Annotated in this window: 24 protein-coding genes and 1 tRNA gene; 19 read left to right on the top strand and 6 right to left on the bottom strand. The window is 50.0% G+C overall.

The annotated features are described in order from the left end of the window. Positions 1–54 precede the first annotated feature (54 nt). From chlG to AS151_RS06520, 4 genes are all read left to right on the top strand, one after another. Positions 55–1107 (top strand): chlorophyll synthase ChlG, encoded by a 1053-nt coding sequence (gene chlG, locus AS151_RS06535; RefSeq protein ID WP_071516245.1) that lies wholly within the window; start codon positions 55–57, stop codon positions 1105–1107. Between the two features lie 125 nt (positions 1108–1232). Then, positions 1233–3740, top strand: coding sequence for a penicillin-binding protein 1A (locus AS151_RS06530; RefSeq protein WP_071516244.1), 2508 nt, complete (start codon positions 1233–1235; stop codon positions 3738–3740). A gap of 74 nt (positions 3741–3814) precedes the next feature. Then, complete coding sequence (locus AS151_RS06525; protein WP_071516243.1) at positions 3815–4036, top strand: hypothetical protein; 222 nt, start codon at positions 3815–3817, stop codon at positions 4034–4036. A 175-nt stretch (positions 4037–4211) separates the two neighbouring features. Next, a complete protein-coding gene (locus AS151_RS06520; protein WP_071516242.1) occupies positions 4212–5210 on the top strand; it encodes a hypothetical protein in 999 nt (332 codons plus the stop codon). A gap of 15 nt (positions 5211–5225) precedes the next feature. Here AS151_RS06520 and AS151_RS06515 read toward each other — a convergent pair whose 3' ends face one another. Further along, positions 5226–6824, bottom strand: a complete 1599-nt coding sequence (locus AS151_RS06515; protein WP_071516241.1) for a glycosyltransferase family 39 protein — start codon at positions 6822–6824, stop codon at positions 5226–5228. A 146-nt stretch (positions 6825–6970) separates the two neighbouring features. Between AS151_RS06515 and AS151_RS22005 the strand changes: the two genes are divergently transcribed. The 9 genes from AS151_RS22005 (at position 6971) to hypB (ending at position 15351) form a co-directional block, all read left to right on the top strand. Next, the gene (locus AS151_RS22005; RefSeq protein ID WP_170861333.1) at positions 6971–7126 is read left to right on the top strand and encodes a hypothetical protein; all 156 of its coding nucleotides are present in this window, start codon (positions 6971–6973) and stop codon (positions 7124–7126) included. 83 nt (positions 7127–7209) lie between these two features. Continuing rightward, entirely contained in the window at positions 7210–7467 is a 258-nt protein-coding gene (locus AS151_RS06510; protein WP_071516240.1) for an NAD(P)H-quinone oxidoreductase subunit O, read from the top strand. 68 nt (positions 7468–7535) lie between these two features. Next, positions 7536–8555 carry a malate dehydrogenase gene (gene mdh, locus AS151_RS06505; RefSeq protein ID WP_071516239.1) on the top strand — a complete coding sequence of 340 codons (1020 nt, stop codon included), beginning with the start codon at positions 7536–7538 and terminating at the stop codon, positions 8553–8555. Between the two features lie 44 nt (positions 8556–8599). Beyond that, entirely contained in the window at positions 8600–10399 is a 1800-nt protein-coding gene (gene aspS / locus AS151_RS06500) for an aspartate--tRNA ligase (RefSeq protein ID WP_071516238.1), read from the top strand. Between the two features lie 1248 nt (positions 10400–11647). Continuing rightward, on the top strand, positions 11648–11893 hold the full coding sequence (locus AS151_RS06495; protein WP_071516237.1) for a HypC/HybG/HupF family hydrogenase formation chaperone: 246 nt from the start codon (positions 11648–11650) through the stop codon (positions 11891–11893). A gap of 35 nt (positions 11894–11928) precedes the next feature. Continuing rightward, entirely contained in the window at positions 11929–13050 is a 1122-nt protein-coding gene (hypD, locus tag AS151_RS06490; protein WP_071516236.1) for a hydrogenase formation protein HypD, read from the top strand. 31 nt (positions 13051–13081) lie between these two features. Next, complete coding sequence (hypE, locus tag AS151_RS06485) at positions 13082–14158, top strand: hydrogenase expression/formation protein HypE (RefSeq protein ID WP_071516235.1); 1077 nt, start codon at positions 13082–13084, stop codon at positions 14156–14158. 9 nt (positions 14159–14167) lie between these two features. Next, on the top strand, positions 14168–14506 hold the full coding sequence (gene hypA, locus AS151_RS06480; RefSeq protein WP_071516266.1) for a hydrogenase maturation nickel metallochaperone HypA: 339 nt from the start codon (positions 14168–14170) through the stop codon (positions 14504–14506). Then, positions 14497–15351, top strand: coding sequence for a hydrogenase nickel incorporation protein HypB (hypB, locus tag AS151_RS06475; RefSeq protein WP_071516234.1), 855 nt, complete (start codon positions 14497–14499; stop codon positions 15349–15351). Before hypA ends, hypB begins: the two co-directional genes overlap by 10 nt. Here hypB and tsaE read toward each other — a convergent pair. Continuing rightward, the gene (tsaE, locus tag AS151_RS06470; RefSeq protein ID WP_071516233.1) at positions 15344–15841 is read right to left on the bottom strand and encodes a tRNA (adenosine(37)-N6)-threonylcarbamoyltransferase complex ATPase subunit type 1 TsaE; all 498 of its coding nucleotides are present in this window, start codon (positions 15839–15841) and stop codon (positions 15344–15346) included. The two genes, hypB and tsaE, sit on opposite strands and share 8 nt — an antisense overlap. 402 nt (positions 15842–16243) lie before the next feature. Between tsaE and hpsE the strand changes: the two genes are divergently transcribed. Next, positions 16244–17359, top strand: coding sequence for a hormogonium polysaccharide biosynthesis glycosyltransferase HpsE (hpsE, locus tag AS151_RS06460; RefSeq protein WP_071516231.1), 1116 nt, complete (start codon positions 16244–16246; stop codon positions 17357–17359). Between the two features lie 189 nt (positions 17360–17548). Next, the gene (locus AS151_RS06455; protein ID WP_244532921.1) at positions 17549–18385 is read left to right on the top strand and encodes a thioredoxin domain-containing protein; all 837 of its coding nucleotides are present in this window, start codon (positions 17549–17551) and stop codon (positions 18383–18385) included. 136 nt (positions 18386–18521) lie between these two features. On the opposite strand, the gene rpe is transcribed toward AS151_RS06455, so the two are convergent. Continuing rightward, entirely contained in the window at positions 18522–19229 is a 708-nt protein-coding gene (gene rpe, locus AS151_RS06450; protein ID WP_071516230.1) for a ribulose-phosphate 3-epimerase, read from the bottom strand. 188 nt (positions 19230–19417) lie between these two features. Between rpe and AS151_RS06445 the strand changes: the two genes are divergently transcribed. From AS151_RS06445 to AS151_RS06435, 3 genes are all read left to right on the top strand, one after another. Beyond that, positions 19418–20995, top strand: coding sequence for a S8 family serine peptidase (locus AS151_RS06445; RefSeq protein ID WP_343327421.1), 1578 nt, complete (start codon positions 19418–19420; stop codon positions 20993–20995). 45 nt (positions 20996–21040) lie between these two features. Next, positions 21041–21394, top strand: coding sequence for a hypothetical protein (locus AS151_RS06440; RefSeq protein WP_071516228.1), 354 nt, complete (start codon positions 21041–21043; stop codon positions 21392–21394). 200 nt (positions 21395–21594) lie between these two features. Beyond that, complete coding sequence (locus AS151_RS06435; protein WP_170861334.1) at positions 21595–22917, top strand: LCP family protein; 1323 nt, start codon at positions 21595–21597, stop codon at positions 22915–22917. Between the two features lie 36 nt (positions 22918–22953). Here AS151_RS06435 and AS151_RS06430 read toward each other — a convergent pair whose 3' ends face one another. Together AS151_RS06430 and AS151_RS06420 are read right to left on the bottom strand one after the other, a co-directional pair. Further along, positions 22954–23307, bottom strand: a complete 354-nt coding sequence (locus AS151_RS06430) for a hypothetical protein (protein ID WP_071516226.1) — start codon at positions 23305–23307, stop codon at positions 22954–22956. 474 nt (positions 23308–23781) lie between these two features. Continuing rightward, positions 23782–23853, bottom strand: a tRNA-Thr gene (locus AS151_RS06420). Positions 23854–23899: 46 nt separating this feature from the next. Between AS151_RS06420 and AS151_RS06415 the strand changes: the two genes are divergently transcribed. Further along, positions 23900–24610 (top strand): J domain-containing protein, encoded by a 711-nt coding sequence (locus tag AS151_RS06415; RefSeq protein ID WP_071516224.1) that lies wholly within the window; start codon positions 23900–23902, stop codon positions 24608–24610. Positions 24611–24816: 206 nt separating this feature from the next. Here AS151_RS06415 and AS151_RS06410 read toward each other — a convergent pair. Continuing rightward, positions 24817–25517, bottom strand: a 701-nt coding sequence (locus AS151_RS06410; protein WP_139240538.1) for a tetratricopeptide repeat protein, incomplete at its 5' end; no start/stop codon positions are given.

Raw genomic sequence — 25517 nt, 5'->3', positions numbered from 1 at the left:
CAGCAAATTCCTGTTTTTCCTGCCAAGCATCTGTTCTTACGGATATTCTTCCCTATGTCTGGACAACCAACGCCTTCTCCCGAATCCCAACCCACCGAAGCGCAAAACCAACCTTCTGCAGAAGACACTTCCCAAACCGACAACAATAACAACAACCGCACCGCCCAAACCCGTCAAATTTTGGGCATGCGCGGGGCAGACTACCAAGAAACCTCCATCTGGCGGATTCGACTGCAACTGATGAAGCCGATTACCTGGGTTCCCCTGGTTTGGGGCGTGGTCTGTGGTGCCGCGGCTTCCGGGAACTTCAGCTGGACCATCGAAAATATACTTTTAGCGATCGCTTGTATGACCCTCTCCGGTCCCCTACTAGCCGGCTATACGCAAACCATGAACGACTTTTTCGACCGCGAAATCGACGCCATCAACGAACCCTACCGACCCATTCCTGCCGGTGCCATCGGTACGGGTCAAGTCGTTGCCCAAATATTGGTGTTGCTGGCGGCTGGATTGGGATTGGCCTACTTCCTCGACTGGTGGGTGGGCAACGAAATCCCCAGCGTCACCATGGTGGCCCTGGTGGGGTCATTTTTAGCCTACATCTATTCCGCACCGCCGCTAAAATTAAAAAGAAACGGTTGGCTGGGGAACTACGCCCTCGGTGCCAGTTACATCGCCCTGCCCTGGTGTGCCGGACACGCCCTGTTTGGTACGCTAAACCTACAAGTTATTTTACTGACCATGTTCTACAGCTTTGCCGGATTGGGCATTGCCATTGTGAACGATTTCAAAAGCGTACAAGGCGATCGCGAATTGGGCTTAAAATCCATCCCCGTCATGTTTGGTACCACCGCAGCTGCTTGGATTTGTGCGCTCACCATCGACCTGTTCCAAATTGGTGTCGCCGGCTATCTCATCAGCCTCCAGCAAAACCTCTTTGCCACCATCCTCCTGTTAATGGTAATTCCCCAAATCACATTTCAAGATATGTACTTGCTGCGCGATCCGGTCAATAACGACGTAAAATATCAAGCCAATGCCCAACCCTTCCTAGTATTGGGTATCTTGGTAACAGCTTTGGCCATTGGACAGTATGGGGGCGTCTGAGCAAAAATCGGAGGTTAGCCCCAAGCGCTGCCTCCGACCAAGTCCAACCATGGCAGCTGGCTGTTTGACTCGAAATTGGTTTGCATTCCAGTCCCAGCAACGATTTCACCTATAAGGCGATTGACATGGCTAATCCATTGGCGAAAAAGTTGAAACAGTTGGGGATTCGTCTGCCGAAAACCGGACACCCCCCCCGCCAATCCCCCAAAAAACAGTCGGCAACCGCACCACCGGCGGCATGGGAATCCACCCAACCATCCAGGGCAGCCCCAACAAGCAACCATTCCCGCCAACCATCGCCTGCTTCCTCCCCGACCAACCAATCTCCCCAAAAAAAACAACAGCGTCGCCCCATCTATCGCCGGGTTTGGTTCTGGTTGGGGGTAAGCGTTGCTGTAGCCGGCACCAGCGGTGCCACCTGGGTATACCAGGAATATCAAATTCTCAAAGCCAGTCTCCCCGACGTTGCCCAAGTACTCACCTTTGCCCGCGACGGTACCCTCACCATCAAAGCCGCCGACGGCACCATTTTGCAGCAACTAGGTCCGGCCACCCGCGAACAAGTGAGCTTGGCGGCCATGCCCGACCGATTGCTAGAAAGTTTTATTGCTGCAGAAGACCGCCGGTTTTACCAACACGAAGGCATTGACTACCAAGCCATTCTCCGCGCCGCCAAAAGCAACGTCAGCGCCCAAAAAATTGTCCAAGGGGGCAGTACCATTACCCAACAACTTGCCCGCATGGTGTTTCTCAACCAGGAAAAAACCTTGGAACGGAAACTGCGCGAAGCCATGCTGGCGAGAAAAATCGAACAAAATCTCACCAAAGAGCAAATTTTAGAAAGATATCTCAATTTGGTCTATCTGGGGTCGGGGGCATACGGAATTGCCGATGCTGCCTGGCGCTATTTTGGCAAACCCGTAGACAAGTTGGACCTGCCGGAAATGGCCTTGCTAGCCGGGTTGCCCGCCGCCCCCAGCGAATATTCTCCCCTGGTGAATGCCGATTTAGCCCAGCAAAGGCGGGATACGGTTTTGCAGCGGATGCAGGAGGAAGGATTTATTAGCGCTGCCCAGGCAAAAGCAGCCATGGCAGAACCCCTCAACCTCAACCCCAAATTGCCCAAGCGCCTAGAGACAGAAGCGCCGTACTTTACCACCTACGTACAGAAAGAACTGCAACGAGTCTTGCCCGCAGAAACCTTAGAACGGGGCGGCTTGACCGTAGAAACCAGCCTCAATCGCGATTGGCAGCAGCAAGCCCGGGAAACTATCCAATCCCTGATAGAGGAAGAAGGGGCTTACGAAAACTTCCACCAAGGGGCGTTGGTAGCTATTGACCCCAATACCGGGGAAGTACGGGCGATGATCGGCGGTACGGAGTTTAAAAATAGCGAGTTCAACCGGGTGACCCAGGCGCAACGCCAGCCTGGATCGACCTTTAAAGGGATTATTTATACAGCTGCCATTGCCGCTGGTTTTTCCCCGTACCAAGCTTACGAAGACGTTCCCTACAAAGTAGACGGCTACAAGCCCCAAAACTACAACCAAAAACACGCAGGCTGGGTTTCCATGGCGGATGCCTTAGCCCGTTCCATCAATGTGGTGGCACTGAAAGTTTTGCTGGATGTGGGCTTTGAACCTACCATTGACCTGGCTCACGAGATGGGCATTCAATCAGAATTAAAATCCACTTATTCCCTGGCTTTGGGCAGTTCGGAGGTCAATTTGCTGGAGTTAACCAACGCCTACGCCACCATTGCCAATCAAGGCAAATATATAAAAGCCCACGGCATCCGCAAGGTGATCGACCGCGAAGGGGAAGTGATTTACGAACCCCCCACCAGTGGCCAACCAGTTTTCGATGAAGATACGGCCGCCATCGTCACCTGGATGCTGCAACGGGTGGTATATGCCGGTACGGGTCGGGCTGCAGCTTTGCGCGATCGCCCGGTGGCTGGCAAAACCGGCACCACCGACCGCGCCCGGGATTTGTGGTTTATCGGCTACGTTCCCCAACTGGTAACCGGCGTTTGGCTGGGCAACGACGACAACGAACCCACCTGGGGCAGCAGCGGTACGGCAGCATACGGCTGGCGGCAGTTTATGGCACCTATCTTGGAAGATATGCCGGTCAGAGAATTCCCCGAACTGCCTCCCCTGGAAAACCGAGAAGGGGTGATTACCGCCAAACCGGTGGAACCGGAAAAAGAAGAAAGCCTCCCCCTGAACCGCCAACCAGAGCAACCCCGCCGCCGGCAGCGTCGCGCCCCTGCCTCCGACCCCGCCGAAACCAACGAAACCACGCCTGACCCTACCCCCACCCAAGACAACAGCGCCCCTGCCCCCCGTTCCACGCCGCAACCCACCCCAGAAACCACTCCCGTACCCACCATGACGCCAATTCTGGAAAATCCCGACGGTGGCGGCGATACATCTGCAGACAGCGAACCTACCCCCACCCCCTCCGAAAACAACCCCAACGACACCTTGCCGGAAATCGATCCGGAGTCTTTGCTGCCGGAACCTACTCTCTCATCGCCGGATGCTGCCTCTGAAGGTGGCGGTTCCGAAAATACAGCCCCATCCCAAACAGATACCTCCGAATCTTCGGAAGAACCGGAAGAGGACTAGCTGTTAAAATAGAGTATTAGGGATCGTCCCCATTGAATAACTTGGGTTTTTTCGTTGATATCTGAGGCAGTTTTATGCATCTTTTCATGGAAGCATCCAGCGGCATTGCTGGATTGCCCCTAAGCTTTACCTTGGTATATGCGATCGGCTTTATCGCTGCCGTCACCATTGGTTCCATTGCTTGGTACAACTCCAAGCGACCTGCGGGTTGGGAAAATCAAAAACGCCCTGATTTTATTCCCAAAGTGCAAAACCCAGACGAACAACAAGAAGATAACCAAGACGCACAGCAATAAGGCACCTGTTTTGGGGGATGCTGGTTGCCGGAGAACTGTACGGCCATTTTGGTACTTGTTTGGTGGGAAAAATAGGATATAAAGGTACTGTTGGATTTATGGTTTCTCCGCGTTTTTCGCGATCGAACAATCCCTCCTACGGCAACCAGCTTTTTCCGACCTCAAGAGAAGCGCTATGGCACCGAACAAGCCAAACCTGCGGCAACTAGCAGAACAAGGCAATCCCGAAGCGATCGCCTCTATTTTCAATCAATTTTTCCAGCGTAAAGGACTGCAAGACGTACAAGCCACCGCCGAACGCACCGATGGTTGGCTGTACCTTTCCCTGCAAGCACCGCAAGTCCCCAACCAAGACATGTTCGTGAAAACCATTCGCCAGGGTATGGAACGCATTGGTTGCGACCAAATCCACACCGTACAGGTGGAAGGCTATCAAACCGGTACCGAAACCCCTGGCTGGCGCGAACAAATCCAACTGCAATCGGCAGACCTATCCGTTTTTGAACAATACGACCCAGAATCGGAAACCCCCGCCGACTCCCCACCAGCATCAGCCCCCGCTACCCTCTCGGAAAACTTACCCAGCGAAGCGGAACCAGACGAATTCCCCACTGCCACTGAAGAAGACAGTTCTTCTCCAGGAGATACAGGAGACACTGAACCTGCCATCCGCAAACGTCGCCGCAGTTTGTTGCCTATCTTGGGTATTCTTTTGCTGTTGGTGCTAGCAGCGATCGGTGCCATGTACACGCGCCTGATTCCTGGCTGGCGGGCAAACTGGCCGCGTCCCATCCCTTTGGACCTTTCCGCAACTTCCGATTCCGACCCCGAACCAGCCGCGGAACCCCCAGCTACCACCCCCCCTACGCCGGAAGCATCTCCTTCTCCCGCAGCTAGCCCCGAACCCTCTCCTTCCCCGGAACCCACCCCGGAACCCACCCCCGACCCCTGGACTCAGGGAGTCAACACCGCCATCGAAGCGGCTAACTTAGCGCAAAACGCCGAGTCCCAAAGTGATTGGAATCAGGTGCAACAGCTTTGGCAGCAAGCCGCCAATTTCATGGCCAACGTGCCCCAAAACCATCCCCAATACGAAACCGCCCAGCAGAAAGTGAGCCAATACCGGCAAAATGCTGAAATCGCCGGACAACGAGCCGCCCAAGCCGGTTCCTAATTTCGCTGACTTTGGTTAAGAACGCGATCGCTGCTCCCACAACCAACCATCCTCAAACGCCTCTACCAACTCAGAATTGGTTTGCTCCTCGAACGCCGCTCTATCTTCCTCCGAAAAGCGATAAACAAACACATCTTGGTATCGGGCAGGAATTTGCGGAAAATTTTGGTCCCCAAACAGCTGCAAAGTCACACCATCGCGCAAGCAATGGGTCAGCGATACCACCATCCCCACCGTATCGTTGCTCAACACCAAGGGCCGGTCGCCCCCATTGATAATCTCCGCCAATTCCGGATGGTGGCGGCTTTTGGCATAGCTCTTGTGCCACCACACAGGGACAAAAGCAGCAACCAAGCTAGAAACTACCCCTACAAAAGCCAAAGCCAATCCAATGGTGCGCCAGCGGCGATACAAACGGCTGTATTTTTTCGCCTGCGTCACTTTAAACGTCAGCAAATAAGAAACCGCCAGTTGAATCCCCAAATAGCTGGGAATCCCGTAACGGGTGATGCTAGAACGCCGACCGCCAGCCACCACATCGGGAACGATTAGCGCCAGTCCCGTGACGCCCATCAGCGTAATCAGGAAAATCCAGCTACGCGTAGAAGCGTGGCGGCAGACATAGTAAATCGCATATACCGTTAAAGCAATCAAAAGATATAAAATCGGATTCAGTGGACTGGTTCCTTGATTCACATCAAAGAAAATTCGGCTTAAATTTAATCCCCAAATCAGATGCAAATTCGGACGGGGAATACTCGTGGAAATTGTATTTTGGGCAATGGTAGAAAAATTCTCCACCATCACCAGCATCCAAGGCAGAAACAGAACCAAACCAGTCACCGCCGCCACAAAAGCCAAGCCGATGCGTCGCCATCCCTGCCATTTCAGAGGAGATTCCGTCACCACCACAAAAATTCCATGCCCCAACACCACAAGACCTGAGAACGGATGCGCGTAAAGTGCCAACGCCACCGTCACAGCATACAATCCCCAAGCCAAACCCAACTTAGGGCGCGATGGCGGGGAGTCGGTGGTGCGGTGCAAACGCAAAGCCCGCAGCAAAGCCGCACTGGCAAGTACAATGGTAAGCGTCCACAAACTGTACTCCCGTGCCTCTTTGGCATACAAAACGTGAAAAGGGGATATCGCCACCAACGCCGTTGCCACCCAGGGAACAGTCTTCTGGGCAAACAATTCGCGCCCCAGCCAATATACCCCTGGCAACACCAATACCCCCAACAACGCTGATAGCGTACGCAAAATCGCCACCGAATTGCCAAAAATCTGATGCCACCAGCGCGCCAGCACATAGTACAAAGGAGAATGTTCGCTATGCTGGGCCAACGCATCAAATACAGCCTGCCAATCTTCAGTAGGATTGGGATATTGGTACTGCCGGTGCAGTTCGCCAACGGTTATCGGTTCTCCCGTGTAAACTTCCCGCATCAGTTTCTCTTCCGTATGCCCGGAAATGCGCAGGGAAGTCATGGTTTCGTCGTACCAGTAAACCTGGTAGTCGATATTGAAAAATCGCAGGAAGACGCCCAATACCAGCAAACCGACCAGCAATCTTTGCCAGTGACTCCAATGTCGCGTGGGGTGTTTCATCATGTCGCACAATTCTTCCTTACTAAGCCCTTTCCCATATTCCCAAATTGAGGCAACGATTTGTTTGTCAAGTTGAGAGCGATTGCTGGCTGCGGCGGTGCATGTTTTAATTGCCTTGGGGCAGGTATGAGGGCAGAGAAATCCAACTCATGGAAGAAGAAGATTTTTTTTGGCGGTTTTATTGGGTTTCCGGGATTTTGCTGGTGGCAGTGCTGTTTTCACAAACGCTTTGGTGGTTTGCCTCCCAAAACAATCGCCAACCGCCACCTCAAGAACCACCAAAAACTGAAAGGCGCGATCGCTAGCTTCAGCATCCTACCATCAAAAGCGCGATCGCACCTAAAATAGAACATATAGCATCGCCAACGAAAAGGAAACAAAACCAGCTATGGCAGAACAACAAGCAGAAAAAGGACAAGCCAAAAAGAAACCCATTAAAAAAGGCAGCTTGGTGCGCGTCGTACGGGAAAAACTAGAAAACAGCCTGGAAGCGCAAGCCAGCGACAATCGCTTTCCTTCCTATTTATTTGACTCCGACGGGGAAGTGTTGGAAACCCAAGGCGACTATGGTTTGGTGAAATTTTACGTTCCCACACCGGCTTGTTGGCTGCGTTTGGATCAGCTGGAAAAAACCGGCGGTAAATAACGCTAAACCCATCATACTAGGGGCGATTTGCGAATTGCCCCTCCCCAAACATTTACATCGAAATTATAATGACCCACATCGCTTCCCCTTCGTCTAATTCGCCAACACCAACCCATCACACCAACCGCGTTTCTATCATCGGTGCGGGCAAAGTTGGCAGTACCCTAGCCCAAAGAATCGTAGAAAAAAATATAGCCGATGTGGTGCTATTGGATATTATACCGGGAATTCCCCAGGGAATTGCCTTAGATTTAAACCAAGCGCGGGGCGTAGAACTGCACGATCGCGTTATTATTGGCACCAATAGTTATACCGATACCGCCGCATCGGATATTGTGGTCATTACGGCCGGCAAACCCCGCAAACCGGGCATGAGTCGTTCCGATTTGGCAGTAACCAATGCCCCCATTGTCATGGAAGCGGCAAAAAAAGCCATAGCGCAATCTCCCAACGCCATTTTCATTGTGGTTAGCAATCCCCTCGACGTAATGACCTATTTAGCTTGGGAAGCTAGTGGTTTGCCTAGCCATCGCATTATGGGAATGGCAGGCGTCTTGGATTCTTCCCGCTTTCAAAGCTTTATCGCTGCAGAACTCAACGTTTCCATTACCGATGTCAAAGCATTGGTCTTGGGCGACCATGGCAATTTAATGGTACCATTACCCCGCTACTGTACCGTGCGCGGTATTCCTGTAACCGAACTGCTGGATGCCGAGACTATCCAAGGTTTGACCGAACGTACTCGCCATGGCGGTCAGGAAATCGTCGAACATATGAAAACCGGCAGTGCGTATTTTGCACCAGCTTCGGCGGTTTCGGAAATGGTGGCGGCGATTTTGCAAGATAAAAAGCGGATTTTGCCAGCTGCAGCTTACTTGCAAGGGGAATACGACATTGAAGATGTATTTTTGGGGGTTCCCTGTTCTTTGGGTTGCCAAGGGGTGGAAAAAATCGTCAAACTAGATTTAACTTCTGAGGAACTGGATGCTTTGCAATCGGCAGCTATGGCAGTTAAAGATAATGTTTCTCGCGCTAAAAAAGCCCTCGCGGCTGGTGACGAATCGCCCCAATTGCTAGATAATGGGTAAGTTTGCAGTTATGTAGGGAAACCACGAACACCGACCAATCAATTATGCGAAGTCTTTATTGCGGTCAACTTAGAAAAGAACATATAGGAAAAACCGTCACCCTTTGCGGCTGGGTAGACCGCCGTCGCGACCATGGCGGTGTAATTTTTATCGACCTGCGCGATCGCTTTGGGGTGGCGCAAATTGTTAGCGACCCTAGCCGTACACCCCAATCTTACGATGATGCAGACCGATTGCGCAACGAATATGTGGTGCAGGTGAAGGGAACGGTCAGCGAACGACCGACAGAATCCATCAATCCCAAACTACCTACGGGAGAGGTGGAAATTTATGCGGAGGATATTCAGTTATTCAATCCCGTGCGCCGGCAGTTGCCTTTTCAGGTTTCCAACAGCGAAATTGAATCGGTAAGCGACCAGTTACGCCTGCGGTATCGCTATTTGGATTTGCGGCGCGATCGCATGATGCGCAATATCCAAATTCGCCATCAAGTAGTCAAAGCCATTCGCCGCTTTTTGGAAGACGAAGCCCAATTCACGGAAATCGAAACTCCGGTTCTCACGCGGTCTACCCCCGAAGGCGCGCGGGATTATTTGGTGCCTTCCCGGGTGAACCCAGGAGAATGGTTTGCTTTGCCTCAGTCGCCGCAGCTGTTCAAACAATTGATGATGGTGGCGGGATGCGATCGCTACTATCAAATTGCCCGTTGTTTCCGCGATGAAGACTTGCGCGCCGACCGACAGCCGGAATTTACCCAGCTAGACATGGAAATGAGTTTCATGTCGGTAGATGACATTTTAGACCTCAACGAAGCCCTCATCTGCCATATCTTTAAAACCGTACAAGGCATCGACCTACCGCGACCTTTCCCCCGCCTCACCTACAACGAAGCCATGTCGCGTTACGGAAGCGATCGCCCCGACCGGCGGTTTGGGTTAGAATTGGTTAATGTCTCCGATATCGTCAAAGATAGTAGCTTCAAAGTCTTCTCCGGTGCCGTTGCCTCCGGCGGATTGGTCAAAGTTCTGCCCATCCCCAACGCCGACAACACCATTTCCAACGTACGCATCAAACCCGGCGGCGACCTATTCAAAGCAGCCACCGAAGCCGGTGCCAAAGGTCTAGCATATATTCGAGTTCGCGAAGGCGGGGAAATCGACACCATTGGTGCCATCAAAGACAATCTCACCGACGAACAAAAACAAGAACTATTGGAACGCACCGGTGCCCAACCCGGTCACTTATTGCTATTTGGCGCTGGCGATACCGATACCGTCAACAAAACCCTCGACCGCTTGCGTCAGCTTTTGGGAGAAGAACTCGATCTCATCGATACCAGCAAAATCGACCTGGTCTGGATTACTGACTTCCCCATGTTTGAATGGAATCCCGACGAACAACGTCTAGAAGCATTACACCATCCATTCACTGCCCCCAGACCGGAAGATGTAGATGATATGAAAAATGCCAAGGCACAAGCCTACGACCTGGTTTACAACGGCTACGAAATCGGCGGCGGCAGCTTGCGCAATTACCAGCGGGAAGTTCAAGAAAAAGTGTTTGAAGCCATTGGTTTGTCTGTCGAAGAAGCCAATCAGAAGTTTGGTTTTCTCTTAGAAGCTTTAGATTATGGCACACCTCCCCACGGCGGCATTGCCTACGGGTTAGACCGTTTGGTAATGTTAATGGCAGGGGAAGAATCCATCCGCGATGTGATTGCTTTTCCCAAAACCCAACAAGCCCGTTGTTTGCTTACGGAAGCACCGGCTACAGTGGGCGAAGACCAACTCAAAGAACTGTATGTGGCTTCTACATACCAGCCGGAGTCGTCGGATAGTGAATAGATAGTAGCTGGGATGGTGGCAGGTTGGCAAATTCGCCGGCTACCAAGCTTGCGAAAATGTACCAATATCGATTTCCTTCTCCATCCACAACATCAAAACCATAACTTGTGTAGGGGCAACCCCCCGTGGTTGCCCTATAATCCTCGATTTATCCCATATCAAACAGGTTTTCCCAAGAAAAAAGGAAAATAGAAAGAAGTACTCCCACAACAGGAAAAATTATCCCATTCACAACCAGGCAGTTAAAGATAATAATAAATAACTCGATTTCGGCAGCCATCCCTTCCCCAACGTGAATTCATCCCAGCAGGGGTTGCATACCATAAAACGGATAAAATGTCAAATTCTCTCCCCTTCAATTGGTAAAATTTGTGGCTATAGATGTGAAGCGGGGAAGAGGTTTTGCCAAGACAAGCAACGAAAAAATGGGCATCTCAGGCTTTCCAAAGACCGAATTTGGGAAATTAGACATACGACGCCTTGATTATGAAAATTGAAATTATCCTACCAAATCCCCTCAAACAACGCAAGTCCGTCAAAAAATTGAGAATACCTGTCAATTAGGGGGTTGACAAGAAATTGCCAAATTCGGACAGTTCCATTGGAATTTCAAAACAAAACCAAAAACAGCGATTAGCCAAACCAAACATTATCCTCTCCCATACAAAAATAGCGAACTAGGGATTGTTGACACTCTCACGAATTCTATTCGTGAGATTCTCGCTTCATCAACCAGGGATTTTTAGAAATATAGAGAAATTGGAAGAATCCCTTGGGCAGCCATTTATTCATCGTAAAAATAAAATTCTGTGCGCTATTTTTACCAGCAATTGCCTCAATATATTGCTGCCATTGTGCCTGGTAGCGCTTGCAATTTGCGAGGTCACCGATAGCAATACCATTTTCTTAAATAATAGTAAGTACCAATCGCGCATCTTAGTAGGGTTGCTTCGCGAAACACCATTACCGGCGAGTGGTAAAAATTCAAGATAACTGCTATTTTTTCAGAAATCTTCTAAGTCGCCCTTGTAACCATTTCCTAATCCTGGGGAAAATAGATTCTAGCAAGCAATGCTATCGGGAAAATGCGTCCATCTCCCCACATTCATAAATTTCCCTGACCTGAGCAAAACACTCCGGTCGTTTCGCGAAGTGACTGGCGACGACTATTTAAAAATTTATAAAATCCCGCTCCCCCTACAGAACACATTTGATATAGTACAAGCAGTGTCAGTTTTACCGTATTTTATGTGTTTGGGAATTCCAGGGCAAATCGTCGAACTAACCGACCAAGAAAATTATCTCGCAACGGTCAACATCGGCGGCGTTCAACGTCAGGTGAATATTGCCTGCATCGTTGACGAAGAACATTCCCCCGAAGATTGTGTTGGGGATTGGGTTTTGGTACATGTCGGGTTTGCCATGAACCGCCTCGACGAAGAGGAAGCCGCAGAAACGTTGGATATGCTTTCTCAGATGGAAATGGTTCAGTAGCGGATAAAGAACCCTATTTTTATAGATAAAACGTTATGAAATATATTGACGAATTTCGCGACCCGCAAAAAGCACAAGCGGTTTTGCAGCAAATTAAAAAATTTAGTCGAAAATTAGATCGTAGCGCTCAAAATCCTTTAAAAATCATGGAAGTTTGTGGGGGACATACCCACTCGATTTTTAAATACGGCTTGGAAACCATTTTACCAGACAATATCGAACTGGTGCATGGTCCGGGATGTCCCGTTTGCGTTATGCCACGGGGAAGATTGGATGATGCGATCGCTTTGGCAGAAATGCCTAATGTTATTTTTACCACCTACGGCGATGCCATGCGGGTACCGGGAACCAAAAAAAGTCTGCTAGAAGCCAAAGCCGACGGTGCCGATATTCGCATGGTTTATTCTCCCCTGGATGCGTTGCAAATTGCCAAGGAAAATCCCCAACAAGAAGTTATCTTTTTTGGTTTGGGATTTGAAACCACTGCCCCCAGCACCGCTTTAACCATCCTACAAGCCGAACGAGAAAAAGTGCCCAACTTTAGCGTATTTAGCAACCACGTATTGGTGGTACCGGCTTTGCAAGCTTTGCTAGACAATGGGGAACTACAACTGGATGGATTTATTGGACCCGGTCACGTCAGCATGGTTATTGGTACCGAACCCTACCAGTTTATCTGCGATCGCTATCAAAAACCCGTTGTTGTTTCCGGCTTTGAACCTTTAGATATTCTCCAATCGGTTTGGATGTTATTGCAGCAAATGGTTTCCCATCGTGTGGAAGTAGAAAACCAATACCAACGTATCGTCAAACCCCAGGGAAATCCCGTTGCCATCGATGCAATGGAAAAAGTATTCGTTCCTAGAGAAAGTTTTGAATGGCGGGGATTGGGAGAAATCCCCCAATCCGGCTTTCAACTTGCCGATGCCTACAGCCACTTCGATGCGGAAGTCAAATTTGCCGTTCCCCACTACCAAAGCCAAGACCACAAAGCTTGCCAGTGCGGTAAAATTCTGCAAGGCATTCTCAAACCCACCGATTGCAAAGTATTTGGTACCGCCTGCACCCCATCCAATCCGTTAGGTGCCTGTATGGTTTCCTCGGAAGGGGCATGTGCGGCATATTATAAATACCATCGCCTATCTGCTGCTAGTTAACCCCTACACCAAGATATTGAAAAATTCTTCCATGACCGATACCAATAAAAACATCGCCAAATCCCCATCTCGCAAGAAAAAATTTCGCGATACCACCGTTACCTTGGCACACGGTAGCGGCGGTCAAGCCATGCGGGATTTAATTGACGATATTTTTGTGGGGAGTTTTGGCAATCCGGCAATGGCGGATTTGGAAGATGGGGTCAGCTTTCCTATTCAATCTTTAGCACAATTGGGCGATCGCTTGACGTTTACCACCGATTCTTTTGTGGTAGACCCGCTATTTTTCCCTGGCGGGGATATTGGTACGTTGGCGGTGAATGGTACGGTAAACGATTTGGCGGTCAGCGGTGCTACCCCTTTGTATCTTTCTTGTAGCGTTATCGTCGAAGAAGGATTGGCAGTAGATAGTTTGCGAAAAGTTGCTGCCAGCATCCAACAAGCTGCTGAAGCTGCCAACGTACAAATCGTAACCGGCGATACCAAAGTCGTTCCCAAAGGGTCTGCCGATAAGTTATTTTTGAATACAGCTGGCATCGGTATGGTTCGCGAAGGGATAAACGTAAAAAGCGATCGCTTGCAACCGGGAGATGCTATTTTGGTAAATGGACCCCTGGGCGACCATGGGACAGCGATTTTAATTGCTAGGGGAGAACTGGCGTTAGATACCAACGTTGCCAGCGACTGTCAGCCTTTACACGGTTTGGTCGATATCATTATCAACGCTTGCCCCCAGGTAAAAGCCATGCGAGATGCCACCCGTGGCGGCGTGGCTACCGTTTTGAACGAATTTGCTACCGCTTCTGGCGTGGGAATTCGCCTGCAAGAGTCGCAAGTTCCCATTCGCGAGGAAGTCAAAGGGGTTTGCGAGATTTTGGGATTTGACCCGCTGTATCTTGCCAACGAAGGAAAATTGGTGGTTGCTGTTCCCCAGGAAGCGGCGGAAACGGTTTTGGCAGCTATGCAATCCCATCCTGCCGGTCAAGAAAGTAAAATTATCGGCGAAGTTGTGGAGGCGGCGGCTGGTGTGGTTTGGATGCAAACGGGATTTGGTAGCGAACGGGTGGTGGATATGTTGGTTGGCGAACAGCTACCAAGGATTTGTTAGGTGGGGGATATGCATGAATTGGGGATAACGCAAAATATTGTCGCGATCGCTTGCGAACAAGCACAAGGTGCCCAAGTTAGCAAAATTTCCTTAGAAGTTGGGCAGCTTACTACCATTATGCCCGATGCCGTACGTTTTTGTTTTGATGTTTGCGCGCGGGATACCCTCTGCCAAGGTGCTACATTAGAAATTATAGAAATTCCAGGGAAAGGCAAATGCCGTCAATGCGGTGCGGAGTTGGCTTTGGATATGCCTTACGGAATTTGCGAATGCGGCAGTACATCCCTGGATATTATTGATGGCGAACAGTTAAAAATCCAATCTATGGAGATAGCATCATGTGTGTAAATTGCGGCTGTTCCGACAATTCCCAAACCAAAATTACCAATCCCGAAACGGGAGAACACCAACACGTACTTGCGGATGGTACGATTGTCAATCATTCCCACGACCACAACGGCGACCATCACCACCAGGAAAGTTCCCACGCCCATACCCATGCCCAAATCCACCATACCACGATTTCTGTGGAACAGGATTTGCTGGCGAAAAACAATCTCACCGCCGCGCAAAATCGCGGCTGGTTTGATGGTAGAAATATTTTAGCGTTCAATTTGGTTAGTTCCCCAGGTGCTGGGAAAACTACGTTTTTGGTACGTACGATTCGCGATTTGCAGTCGGAAATTCCCATTTCAGTTATTGAAGGCGACCAGGAAACTGCGAACGATTCGCAAAAAATTGCTGCCACTGGTGCGAAAGTCATGCAAGTAAATACGGGAACGGGATGCCATTTGGATGCGGAAATGGTTGCCAAGGCGTTAAAACAGCTTCATCCCCCGCTTCATTCTACCGTGATGCTGGAAAATGTGGGCAATTTGGTTTGTCCGGCACTATTCGATTTGGGAGAAGCTGCTAAGGTGGCGATTCTTTCGGTGACGGAAGGGGATGACAAGCCAATTAAATATCCGCACATGTTCCGCGCCAGCCAGGTGATGGTAATCAATAAAATCGATTTGCTACCCTATGTAGAGTTTGACGTGGAAAAATGCTGCGAATACGCACGTCAAACCAATCCCGATATCAAAATCTTTCAGGTATCGGCGACAACAGGAGAAGGTATGGAAAGCTGGTACGATTGGATTCGCGAAATTTTGGCGGCTGGAGAAAATCAGGTAGCGGCGGCTTCTACCTAAGTGGCAACGTTGGGATTGCTGCGAAAATTTCTCGATTGGCTTCTGGGGAAGTACCGGGAATGATTTCTAGCTGCCTGGCATCTTCTGTTGGCGTTGAGTGTAGGTGGGTTAGGCTAATGGTAACAGCTTCTTTGGGAGGATGGGGTAAGCGATCGCCCCATTCGATGGCAACAATTCCCGGTTCTACTTCCATGCCATCGGTATACATCTGCGGCATGAGGTCGGTAACTTCGTCCGGTTGCAGGCGGTAGAGGTCAAAATGATATAAAGGCACCCTGCCTTCAGGATACTCGTTAATAAGGGTAAATGTGGGAGAAGCGATCGCATCGGTAATTCCCAATCCAGCACCAATTCCCTGGATTAACGTGGTTTTGCCAGTGCCCAACGCTCCCACCAACAGCAAAATTCGACCTGGGGATAGGGTTTCTCCCAACGTAACGCCCAGTTTGTAGGTAGTGGCGGCATCTGGTAAGTCAATAACTTTCTGCATCAAAGTTGCTATTTGGGCAAACAGCGCAAATCAGGTCAATCGAGCGGTTGGAAAGACAATTCCACCACTGTAGATTGGGAATTATTCTAACACGATCGGATGCAGGATTCTTCGGGCTGGAAAGCACCCGCGAAAGGTGTCATGACCGAAATAACGGAGTCTGCCACGAGACCAAGGCTGGATGAACCAAACGCAATCAACACGAATGTCGATTTTTGTCCAGTGATTGGGTTAGTCGTGACATCCTTGCTTGGCATAGATAGCGAAAAATTTTCGGCGCTATGCCTTGCCTTGTTAAGTGTAGATCCTTTTGAGGGAATGCTATAAATAACAGTTCTAGATTGGTTCTAGATTGAAGCTTTGCAAAGATACAGTACGGAAATCAAGCGAGAGGGAAACATCATGAGCCAAAGCTGGAAGGTAGGGCAACAACTGGCACCAAGTTGCCAAACCACAGAACCAACAGCCACCCCCCCAGTATTAGAAAACCTGCATCCTATCGAACTAACCGTAGCCATTCCCACCTTCAATGGTGCAGCTAGGTTGCCGGAAGTTTTGGCAAGTTTGCAGCAGCAACAAGCAACCGAATTCCGTTGGGAAATTCTGATTGTAGATAACAATAGTACTGATAGCACAGAAGAAGTCGTTCGCTACTATCAAGCCAACTGGTCTGCAACGTTTCCCCTGCGATACTGTAAAGAAATGCAGCAAGGTGCAGCCTTTGCCAGGGTTCGCGCCATCAAAGAAGCCAAAGGAGAGTTGGTTGGTTTTCTCGATGACGATACCATTCCCGATGCCAACTGGGTAGCCGCCGCCTACCATTTTGCACAAAACCATCCCCAGGTCGGTGCCTACGGCAGCCAAATCCACGGGGATTACGAAGGAGCGCCACCAGCCAATTTTGAACGCATTGCTTGTTTTCTGGCGATAACCGAAAAGGGGTCGGAACCTTTCTGCTACGAACCGCAAAAGAAAATGCTGCCGCCTTCTGCCGGATTGGTGGTTCGCAAGCAAGCCTGGCAAGACAACGTGCCGGATAAACCTTCCCTGAGCGGTCGTTGCGGTGGATCCATGCTCAACAGCGAAGACCTGGAAGCCATCATGTACATCCAGAAGGCCGGCTGGGAAGTTTGGTACAATGCCAACATGGAATTATACCATAAAATTCCCCGCAAACGGCTGCAAAAAGAATATCTGTTGGCTTTGGTACGGGGCACTGGTTTAGCCAGACATCGCATCCGCATGTTGCGCTGGAAACCCTGGCAAAGGCCGCTGTTGTTTCCTGTGGCTTGGGGGCGAGATATTCTCAAAGCAATCTTATTTTATCAAAAACATCGCCACCGCATTCCAGAAGATGTGGTGACTGCCTGCGAAATGGAATTTTTAACCAGTTCGATTTTGAGTCCTTTTTATTTGTGGCGTCGGGATTTGGACCTTTGGTGGCAGACAACGCTGAAAACGTTCCGTACTATCCTGTATTTTGAGCAATCCAACTACCAAAAAAGCTCTAGTTCCTAGAATGGCAAATAAGGTAGCTTACAGTGCCAGGAAATTGTCGATTGAGCAGGCAATTTCCTGGTTTTTTTGGATCGAATTCCTGCAACTCTGCTAAACTCCTATGCAAATTTTCCCATTTTCCCATCCCAATTTGGCGGCAAAAATGGCATAGTAGATGGGAACCAATTGCTGGGAGTTGGCAAATTTTTTATGAACTTTCCATTGTATTTGTGGCAAGCTAGCATCCGCTGGTTCGCTGCTACCAAACGCCAGTGGCAGCAAATGTGGCGTTCTTGGCGTCGCTTGTCTTGGTGGTTGGCGGCAGTTTTGACCGGCGTTGTTTTGGCGAGTTGTTCGGCAGGGGGGGAAGCCAGCGAAGATACGCAAGCCTCCGCTGAGTTCGAGCAAAAAGTTTTGCAGGTTTTGCGCGACAATCCGCAGGTGTTGATGGAAACCTTGCAGTCTTACCAGCAAGAACAGCAACAAGGCATGCGGCAGGCGCGGCGCTCGTTTTTAGAGAAAATGAGCAAGGAACCGGCGTCGATAATTGGCAATTCCCCGACCAAAGGGTCTGCCAAGCAAGATATTGTCTTGTTGGAGTTTTCTGATTTCCAATGTCCTTTTTGCCGTCGCGCTTACGAAACGGTAAAACAATTTATGGAAAAACACCAAAACCGGGTGACGTTGGTTTACAAGCATTTGCCGTTAGCTTCCATTCATCCGCAAGCCGTTCCTGCAGCGCAAGCATCCTGGGCAGCCCAGCAACAAGGGAAGTTTTGGGAATACCACGATCGCTTGTTTGAAAATCAAGATCGGTTAGGGGAAGAGTTATACAAGCAAATTGCTACCGAGTTGGGATTGGACATGGATGCCTGGAATCGCGATCGCAACAGCGAGGCTGCCCAACAAGCCATCCAAAAAGATTTGCAGTTGGCACAACGGTTGGGCTTAAATAGAACACCGTTTTTCTTTCTTAACGAACAAGCCCTCAGCGGGGCTATCGAATTATCGGAACTGGAGCAAGCTTTACAGCGTGTTGGGTCTTAATTTTCCCAGAAAAAGTAGGGTGGGTAATGCCCACCCGATCGATCTAGTAATTTTCAAAGCGTATAAAGGCTTACTTTAAAAATATGGGATGGGAAAACCCACCCCACAAATTTAGATAGATATGAAATCAGCGAAGTTAGGCGGTGACCAACTCTTGAGAAGGTCGGCTGCTATTGCGAACTCCTTCTATGGCCGTGGCATAGTCATCTGCCTTGAAGACCGCAGAACCGGCAACAATGGCATTGGCACCGGCTTCCAATACCTGCCAAGTATTTTTGGGTTTGAGGCCGCCATCAACTTCAATCCAGGGATCGAGACCGCGCTCGTCGCACATGGCACGCAGCTTGCGGATTTTGGGAATAATGCCGGGAATGAAGCTCTGACCGCCGAAACCGGGGTTAACGCTCATTAACAGCACCAAATCGCATTGATCCAACACGTAGTCGATGAATTCCAGTGGTGTAGAAGGATTGAGAACCACACCGGCTTGCTTGCCAGCTTCCCGAATTTGGTTGAGGGTGCGGTGTAGGTGGGGAGAAGCGTTGTGTTCGGCATGTACGGAAATAATATCCGCGCCGGCTGCGGCGAATTGTTCCACGTATTTTTCCGGTTCAACGATCATCAAGTGAACGTCGAGGGGTTTGTCGGTTAAGGGGCGAATTGCCTTGACAACCAAAGGTCCAATGGTGATATTGGGAACGAAGCGACCGTCCATGACATCGACATGGATCCAGTCAGCCCCTGCTCGATCGACAGCCTGCACTTCTGCTCCCAGACGACTAAAATCGGCTGATAGAATAGAAGGAGCGACAACAATTGGTTTTTGGGATTGGGTTTGGGTCATGCTTGCCAGCCTAGAATACAATCTGCAGTGTTTGTCATTTTAGTTTAACAAATTGTTGTCAATTTATTTACATTTTCAATTAGTAGTTGGTAATACCATCTGGTGGCTTTGTCGTAGGAGAATTGAACTTTATGGTGGTGCGGGATCGAAAGCAATGGCATAAAATAACAGGGGTGGTTGCTTTAGGGATGGGCGCGATCGCGTTTCCCAGCCTAGCGTACAGCTATTTAACCTCTTCTGTGGGAGAAACGGGCATCGATGCGTTGCGCTTGCATGGAGACCCCTACAATTTAAAAGGGCGCAAAATTGCCATCGGTCAGGTAGAAATTGGCAGACCGGGTCGCTTCGGTATGGATAAAGAAATTCCTGCCAATGCAGCGGTCGCTCCCAAAGGAATTTTTCTGCGCAATGCCCCTGCCAAAGTCAACGGTGATTTGGATATGCATGCCCACAACGTGGCTGGGGTCATGATTTCCCAACATAAAGCCGTACCTGGGGTGGCACCGCAGGCGCGTTTGTATGCTACGGCGGTGGCAGGAGACTACAGCCAAGACCGGCAAGCCTACGAATGCCTGAGTACCCAACATATTGCCCTGCAAAATAGTGGCGACGTACGCGCTACCAATTTTAGTTTTGGAGAACCCCTGGCGCTCGATCCTCGCTCCGAGGCTGTTTTGGATGGCAATGCCCCCCTGACCCTCTGCGTGGATTGGCTGGCGGCACAGGAAAATGTGGTTTATTCCGTGGCAGGCAACCAAGGCAGCGGCGGCATTCCCATTCCCACGGATAATTACAATGGCATCAATGTGGCGTTTTCTAGCCAGGGCGATGAGGGGATTTACAATCGGGTGGATGTGGCCAATTTGGGCAGCGTTTTCCCGGGATTCAGAAGCCGCTTGGAAGGGGTGGAAAGTAATGTGGGAGACCGTCGTTCCATCCATTTGCTGGCTCCTGGTCGCAACGTCCCCCTGGTGGAACCCAACGGTGAAGTTCGTCGGGATACCGGTACCAGTTTTGCCGCTCCCCACGTTACTGCTACGGTAGCATTGTTACAAGAATACGGCGATCGCCAAATTGCTGCTTCTCGCCCCCACTGGAGTTTGGATGCCCGCCACCAGGAAGTGATGAAGGCGGTGTTGCTGAATTCTGCCGATAAAATGGAAGACACCAACGGCAATTATTTGGGCATGACCCGCACGATTTGGGATAAAAACAACCAAAATTGGCTGCAATCAGATGCCTATGAAAACCGGCGCATTCCCCTACACGGGCAAATGGGAACCGGCCATCTCAATGCCTATCGCGCCGTGCAACAATTTCAACCGGGGCAGTTTGCCCCCGATGCCCCTGTACCGGCTCGGGGTTGGGATTACAATCGAGTACATGCAGAAGGGGCAGCTCAGCCTAACTATCGAGAATATACCATCAGCCAGCCTTTGGCGGCAGGGAGCTACGTTTCGGCTACCATCGCTTGGAATCGTAAGGTGGTGCTGCAAGATAAAAATAACAATGGACGCTACGATATAGGCGAGCAATTTCGCGATCGCGGTTTGAATGATTTAAACTTATACCTGATGCCTGCTGGCAGCAACAACCCCGACGAGAGCGTTTGGTCTTCCGTGAGTGCGGAAGATAGTGTGGAACACATCTTTTTCCCCATCCCCGAAACCGGTCGCTACAAACTCCGCATCGCCTACGAAAACCAAGCCAACGACCCTGCCCAAGATTATGCCGTTGCTTGGTGGACTCAAACCGCCACCGAGTAAAGCATTCATGACATCACCACCACTGCAGAAAAGATAGCAACGGATATGGCACCGGCAAACCAGCACTTCCAACGCCAACGCATGTTTCTCTACCTGATTCCCATTGTGGGAGTCTTCCCCGCTCTGTGGACTTTGTACCGCCGCCGGGAAAACAGCGATGCCGCCGAACTGGCTGCCAGCCGCCTGGCTGTAACCCTGGCGGGATTGTGGCTGGGGGGGCATATTCTCCTGGAAACCAGTGCTGGCAGTAGCGCAACCCTGCAACTGCCATTTTTAATTGCCAGTAGTGTCCTGACCAGTACCTATTTTCTGGTAAATTTGGGGTTAATGGTGCGTTTGTGGAAAAAAATCCCACTTTGGTTGCCAGGCGTTAGTAAAATTAGCGATCGTCTCCCCTAAAATAGGAACGCGAGGCCGCTTTGGCATTTTTGGTGCCAACGTAAAGCTCGTTGCGTTCAACAAGTGTGTGTGTGAGGAAACCAGTGACCACCAACAATCAATCCCAGTCCACCCACCTCAATCGCAAACCTTACCAACCGCAGAAAATCCGTAAAAAATCGAAAAAACGCCGTTTTACCTGGATATGGCTCGGTTTGGGCATGAGCAGCGTGGCCATGCTGTCGGCTACTGCTGGCGCTTGGCTGGCTGTTTCCCTATCCAGTACCCCGCTCATGCGCAGCCAGCTGACCCCAGAAGAAGCCTCCGTTTTTGCCCAGGATGATTTAACCAAAACCAATCTCAATTTACCCGAGCTCACCCGACCGGTAAATATTTTGGTGATGGGTACCAAAGTGCTTACTTCCGATCTCAGCCGCAAACCCAAAAAAGATTTGGGATACCATGCTTTGGTGAATTCTTTGGATGGATTGGCGGATGTGATGCTGCTGGTGCGGTTTGACCCCCATGAAGAGCGGTTGGTCTTACTGAACATTCCCCGGGATACCCGCGCTTTTGTGGAAGGGGTGGGAACCACCAAACTCAACGAAGCCAACTACTACGGCGGTCCTTCCCTGGCTGCCAAATCCATCAGCGAACTGTTGGGGGGCATTACCATCGATCGCTACGTGCGGGTGAACGTACAAGGCGTGGAAAAGCTCATCGATACCTTGGGTGGGGTAACGGTTTACGTGCCTAAGGATATGGAGTATCAAGATGACTCCCAGCATTTATACATCGATTTGGAAAAAGGAGAACAGCACCTCAACGGCGATGAGGCTTTGCAATTTTTGCGCTACCGCCACGATGGGTTGGGGGATATCGGTCGCATTCAACGCCAGCAGATGATGATGCGGGCTATGGTGCAACAAACCCTGAAACCGTCTACGGTGACCCGGTTGCCCAAAATTCTGTCAGTCATTCAAGACCATATCGATACCAACCTCAGCGTGGAAGAGTTGGTGGCTTTGGTGGGGTTTGCTTTGGACCACCAAAAGGATGATTTGCAAATGCTGATGCTCCCCGGTCGGTTTAATGATATCGAAGAATACAACAATGTGAGTTATTGGCTGCCCAACTACCAAGAAATTGACACCATGATGGCGGAATACTTTGATATAGGTTGGGTGGAAGATGGCTATGAGGTGAAAACACCTTCGCAAGTGCGCGTGGCGGTTCAAAACAGTACGGAAAGTCGGGAAGCGGCTTACGATTTGATTGATAGCTTGGTTGAAGAAGGCTATCGCAATACCTTTTTGGACCGACCCTGGCCGCAACCCCTACCCACAACTCGCATTGTTGCCCAGCAGGGGGATGTGGAAACTGCTAGAGCCTTGCGCCGCCGTTTGGGTTTTGGTGAGGTTCGCATTGAGAGTACGGGAAATTTGCAGTCGGATATTACTATTCAGTTGGGTAAGGATTGGTTGCAAAAGCACGACCAAAAGGAATTGCCCCCTACACAAACGAAAAGCGATCGCTACCAGTAAAATTACATCCATTTCCGCAGCGATCGCTTGTTTTTCTTAACGTCTAACCCGACTTTTGGTCTTTTTATGCCAGTAAGCCGTGAGGACTTTGGCATCCGGCGGACCCTGCAAGCAAACCACCCGCAATCCCCGCAGCCAATCCAGCAGTTTGGAATAAGGGGTGCCTCGCAAAATCCGGTCGGTGATGGTAAAAATGAGCGCCCCGTGGCTAAACTGCTGTTGCCCGTACAGCAAAGCGACTGCTATCATACTATTGTTGATGCCCCGCTGGTGCTGCCGGCGCTCTAGATGGTTGGCATCGGTTCGCAAGGGAACGGAACGAATCGATGCAATCTTATGAAAATTGCGATCGCTTTCCAGCATCAACTGTAACTGTCTGCGCGCATCCATTTCCTCAACTCTCAACAACCTTCCCAGGCTAGGAACTATTGGCGAAAACAGCTAGCCCAGACAAAAACAAATCAAAAACCACCTTCGACCTAAACGAACTTTTATCCACTAATTAGCGACCTTTTCCTACCCGAATCCGGTTATTTTTATCGTTCCCACAAACCAACCTGGCATCGCGGTTCCACGAAGAAGGGAACTTGGTAGGAAAGATTTGCAATTGCAATAACTCCAGAAACAAAAAGTCCTGGAGTCGCGAGAGAATATTGTTCTTGCGTGGCAAAGGAACGAAAATAGACACCCTACCCAGACCAAGAGCCTGGGTTTTTTTGTAGCACGATTCCCGTGGAGGAAGCGCTTGCTGCCTGTGGAAATCGATCCTGGATTGATGGAACAAATTTTGGGAATATATTCTAAGAATACCTCACCAACCAGGTATTTCGCAAACCCAACTTGCCAAAAACTCCCAGAAAAAAGAGCCGACGATGGGATTTGAACCCACGACCTGCCGATTACGAATCGGCTGCTCTACCACTGAGCTACATCGGCATGTGTATTCTATATTGTAGCAAGGAGTGTCTAAAAAAATAAAGTCATGGTAAAAATAAATTACTATGCCACCTTAAACGTATCTCCCCAGGCGACCTATGCCGAAATCAAGCAAGCCTATCGGATTTTGGTGAAACAATACCATCCCGATAGCAACTCTTCCCAGGGAGACCACGATGCCATTGTTCGGATTAACGCCGCCTACGAGGTTCTCAGCGACCCACAAAAGCGCAAACAGTACGATGCCAAACGCCAAGCCAAACGCAAGGCGACAGCTTCCCAACAACGCGCGCGCCAGCAAAACCGCCGCCAACGCACCAGTGCTTCCCAGCATACCCAAGCCACCGCCGGTCAAGACATCGACATGCAGCTACACCAGTGGTTGCAGCAGGTATACAAACCGGTGAATCGGCTACTGAACCACATTCTCACGACGCTAGACAACCAAGTAGACGAACTGGCAGCAGACCCGTTTGACGATGCGTTGATGGAGGAGTTTCAAGAGTACATCGAACAGTGTCGTTCCTGTTGGCGGCAGGCACAGCAAGAGTTTCGTTCCATGCCCAATCCTTCCCCCGTGGCGAAAGCAGCGGCACATTTGTACTACTGTATCAATCAAATTGGCGATGGCATTGAGGAGTTGGAATGGTTTACCCTCAACTACGACGAAAGCTATCTCCACGCGGGTCAAGAGATGTTCCGCCGCGCTTCTTATTTGCGTTGGGAGGCGCAAATGGCGGTGCGGGATATTTTCTAAAAGGTGGGGATGGGAAAGTGCCATTAAATTATTTTTGTTATCTTTTTCTAGAAGCAATGGCGAGGCTCTTGGTTTGAAGGAGCGATCGAGGGCGATGGTTGCGGAATTTGGTTGCTAGAGTATAAAAATATTGATTTAAGAATAGAATTTTTAAAACCGAAAAACTGGTATAGAATGTTTTATTGCTTGGTTTTGTTCCTATTTTGTTAACGATTATTGGGCAAAATCTTCAACAGTCTCCGGACTCTGCTACGAAGAATGCGCCAGAGAATGAGGCAAATGAGGGCGATAAGGGCAAAGGGAAAGGCAAAAACGCCAGCGATGAAGCACAGGATGAATTGCGATCGACCCCGTTGGGCGAATTTAGCGATGGATTTTATCCATTTGGGGATAAGCAAAGCTTCGATAGGGAGTCCAAGTTCCATATAAATTTGATTGGCCTGGTGACTGGCAGCAAATCCTTCTTGAACTCTACCTGTAAGATGGTAGGCATGGGCTAAGTTTTGTAACGTTCTGGCTTCCCCATGGCGATCGCCGATTTCTTTTTCGATCGCTAAAGATTGCTGGTAGTACTCGATGGCTCGTTGGTACTGTCCTAGGGATTTGTAGGCTAAGCCCAGACCTATCAAAGAATTGGCTTGGCCACCGCGATCGCCGATTTCTTGTTTGATAGCTAAAGATTGCTGGTGGTACTCGATGGCTCGTTGGTACTGTCCTAGGGATTGGTAGGCTAAGCCCAGACCTATCAAAGAATTGGCTTGGCCACCGCGATCGCCGATTTCTTTTTCGATCGCTAAGGATTGCTGGTAGAACTCGATGGCTGGTTGGTACTGTCCTAGGGACTCGTAGGCAAGGCCCAGATTGTTCAAAGATTTGGCTTCGCCACTGCGATCGCCGATTTCTTGTT

The sequence above is a fragment of the Geitlerinema sp. PCC 9228 genome (genome assembly GCF_001870905.1).
Taxonomy (GTDB): Bacteria; Cyanobacteriota; Cyanobacteriia; order Cyanobacteriales; family PCC-9228; genus PCC-9228.
This window is presented reverse-complemented; position numbering and strand designations above follow the sequence as displayed.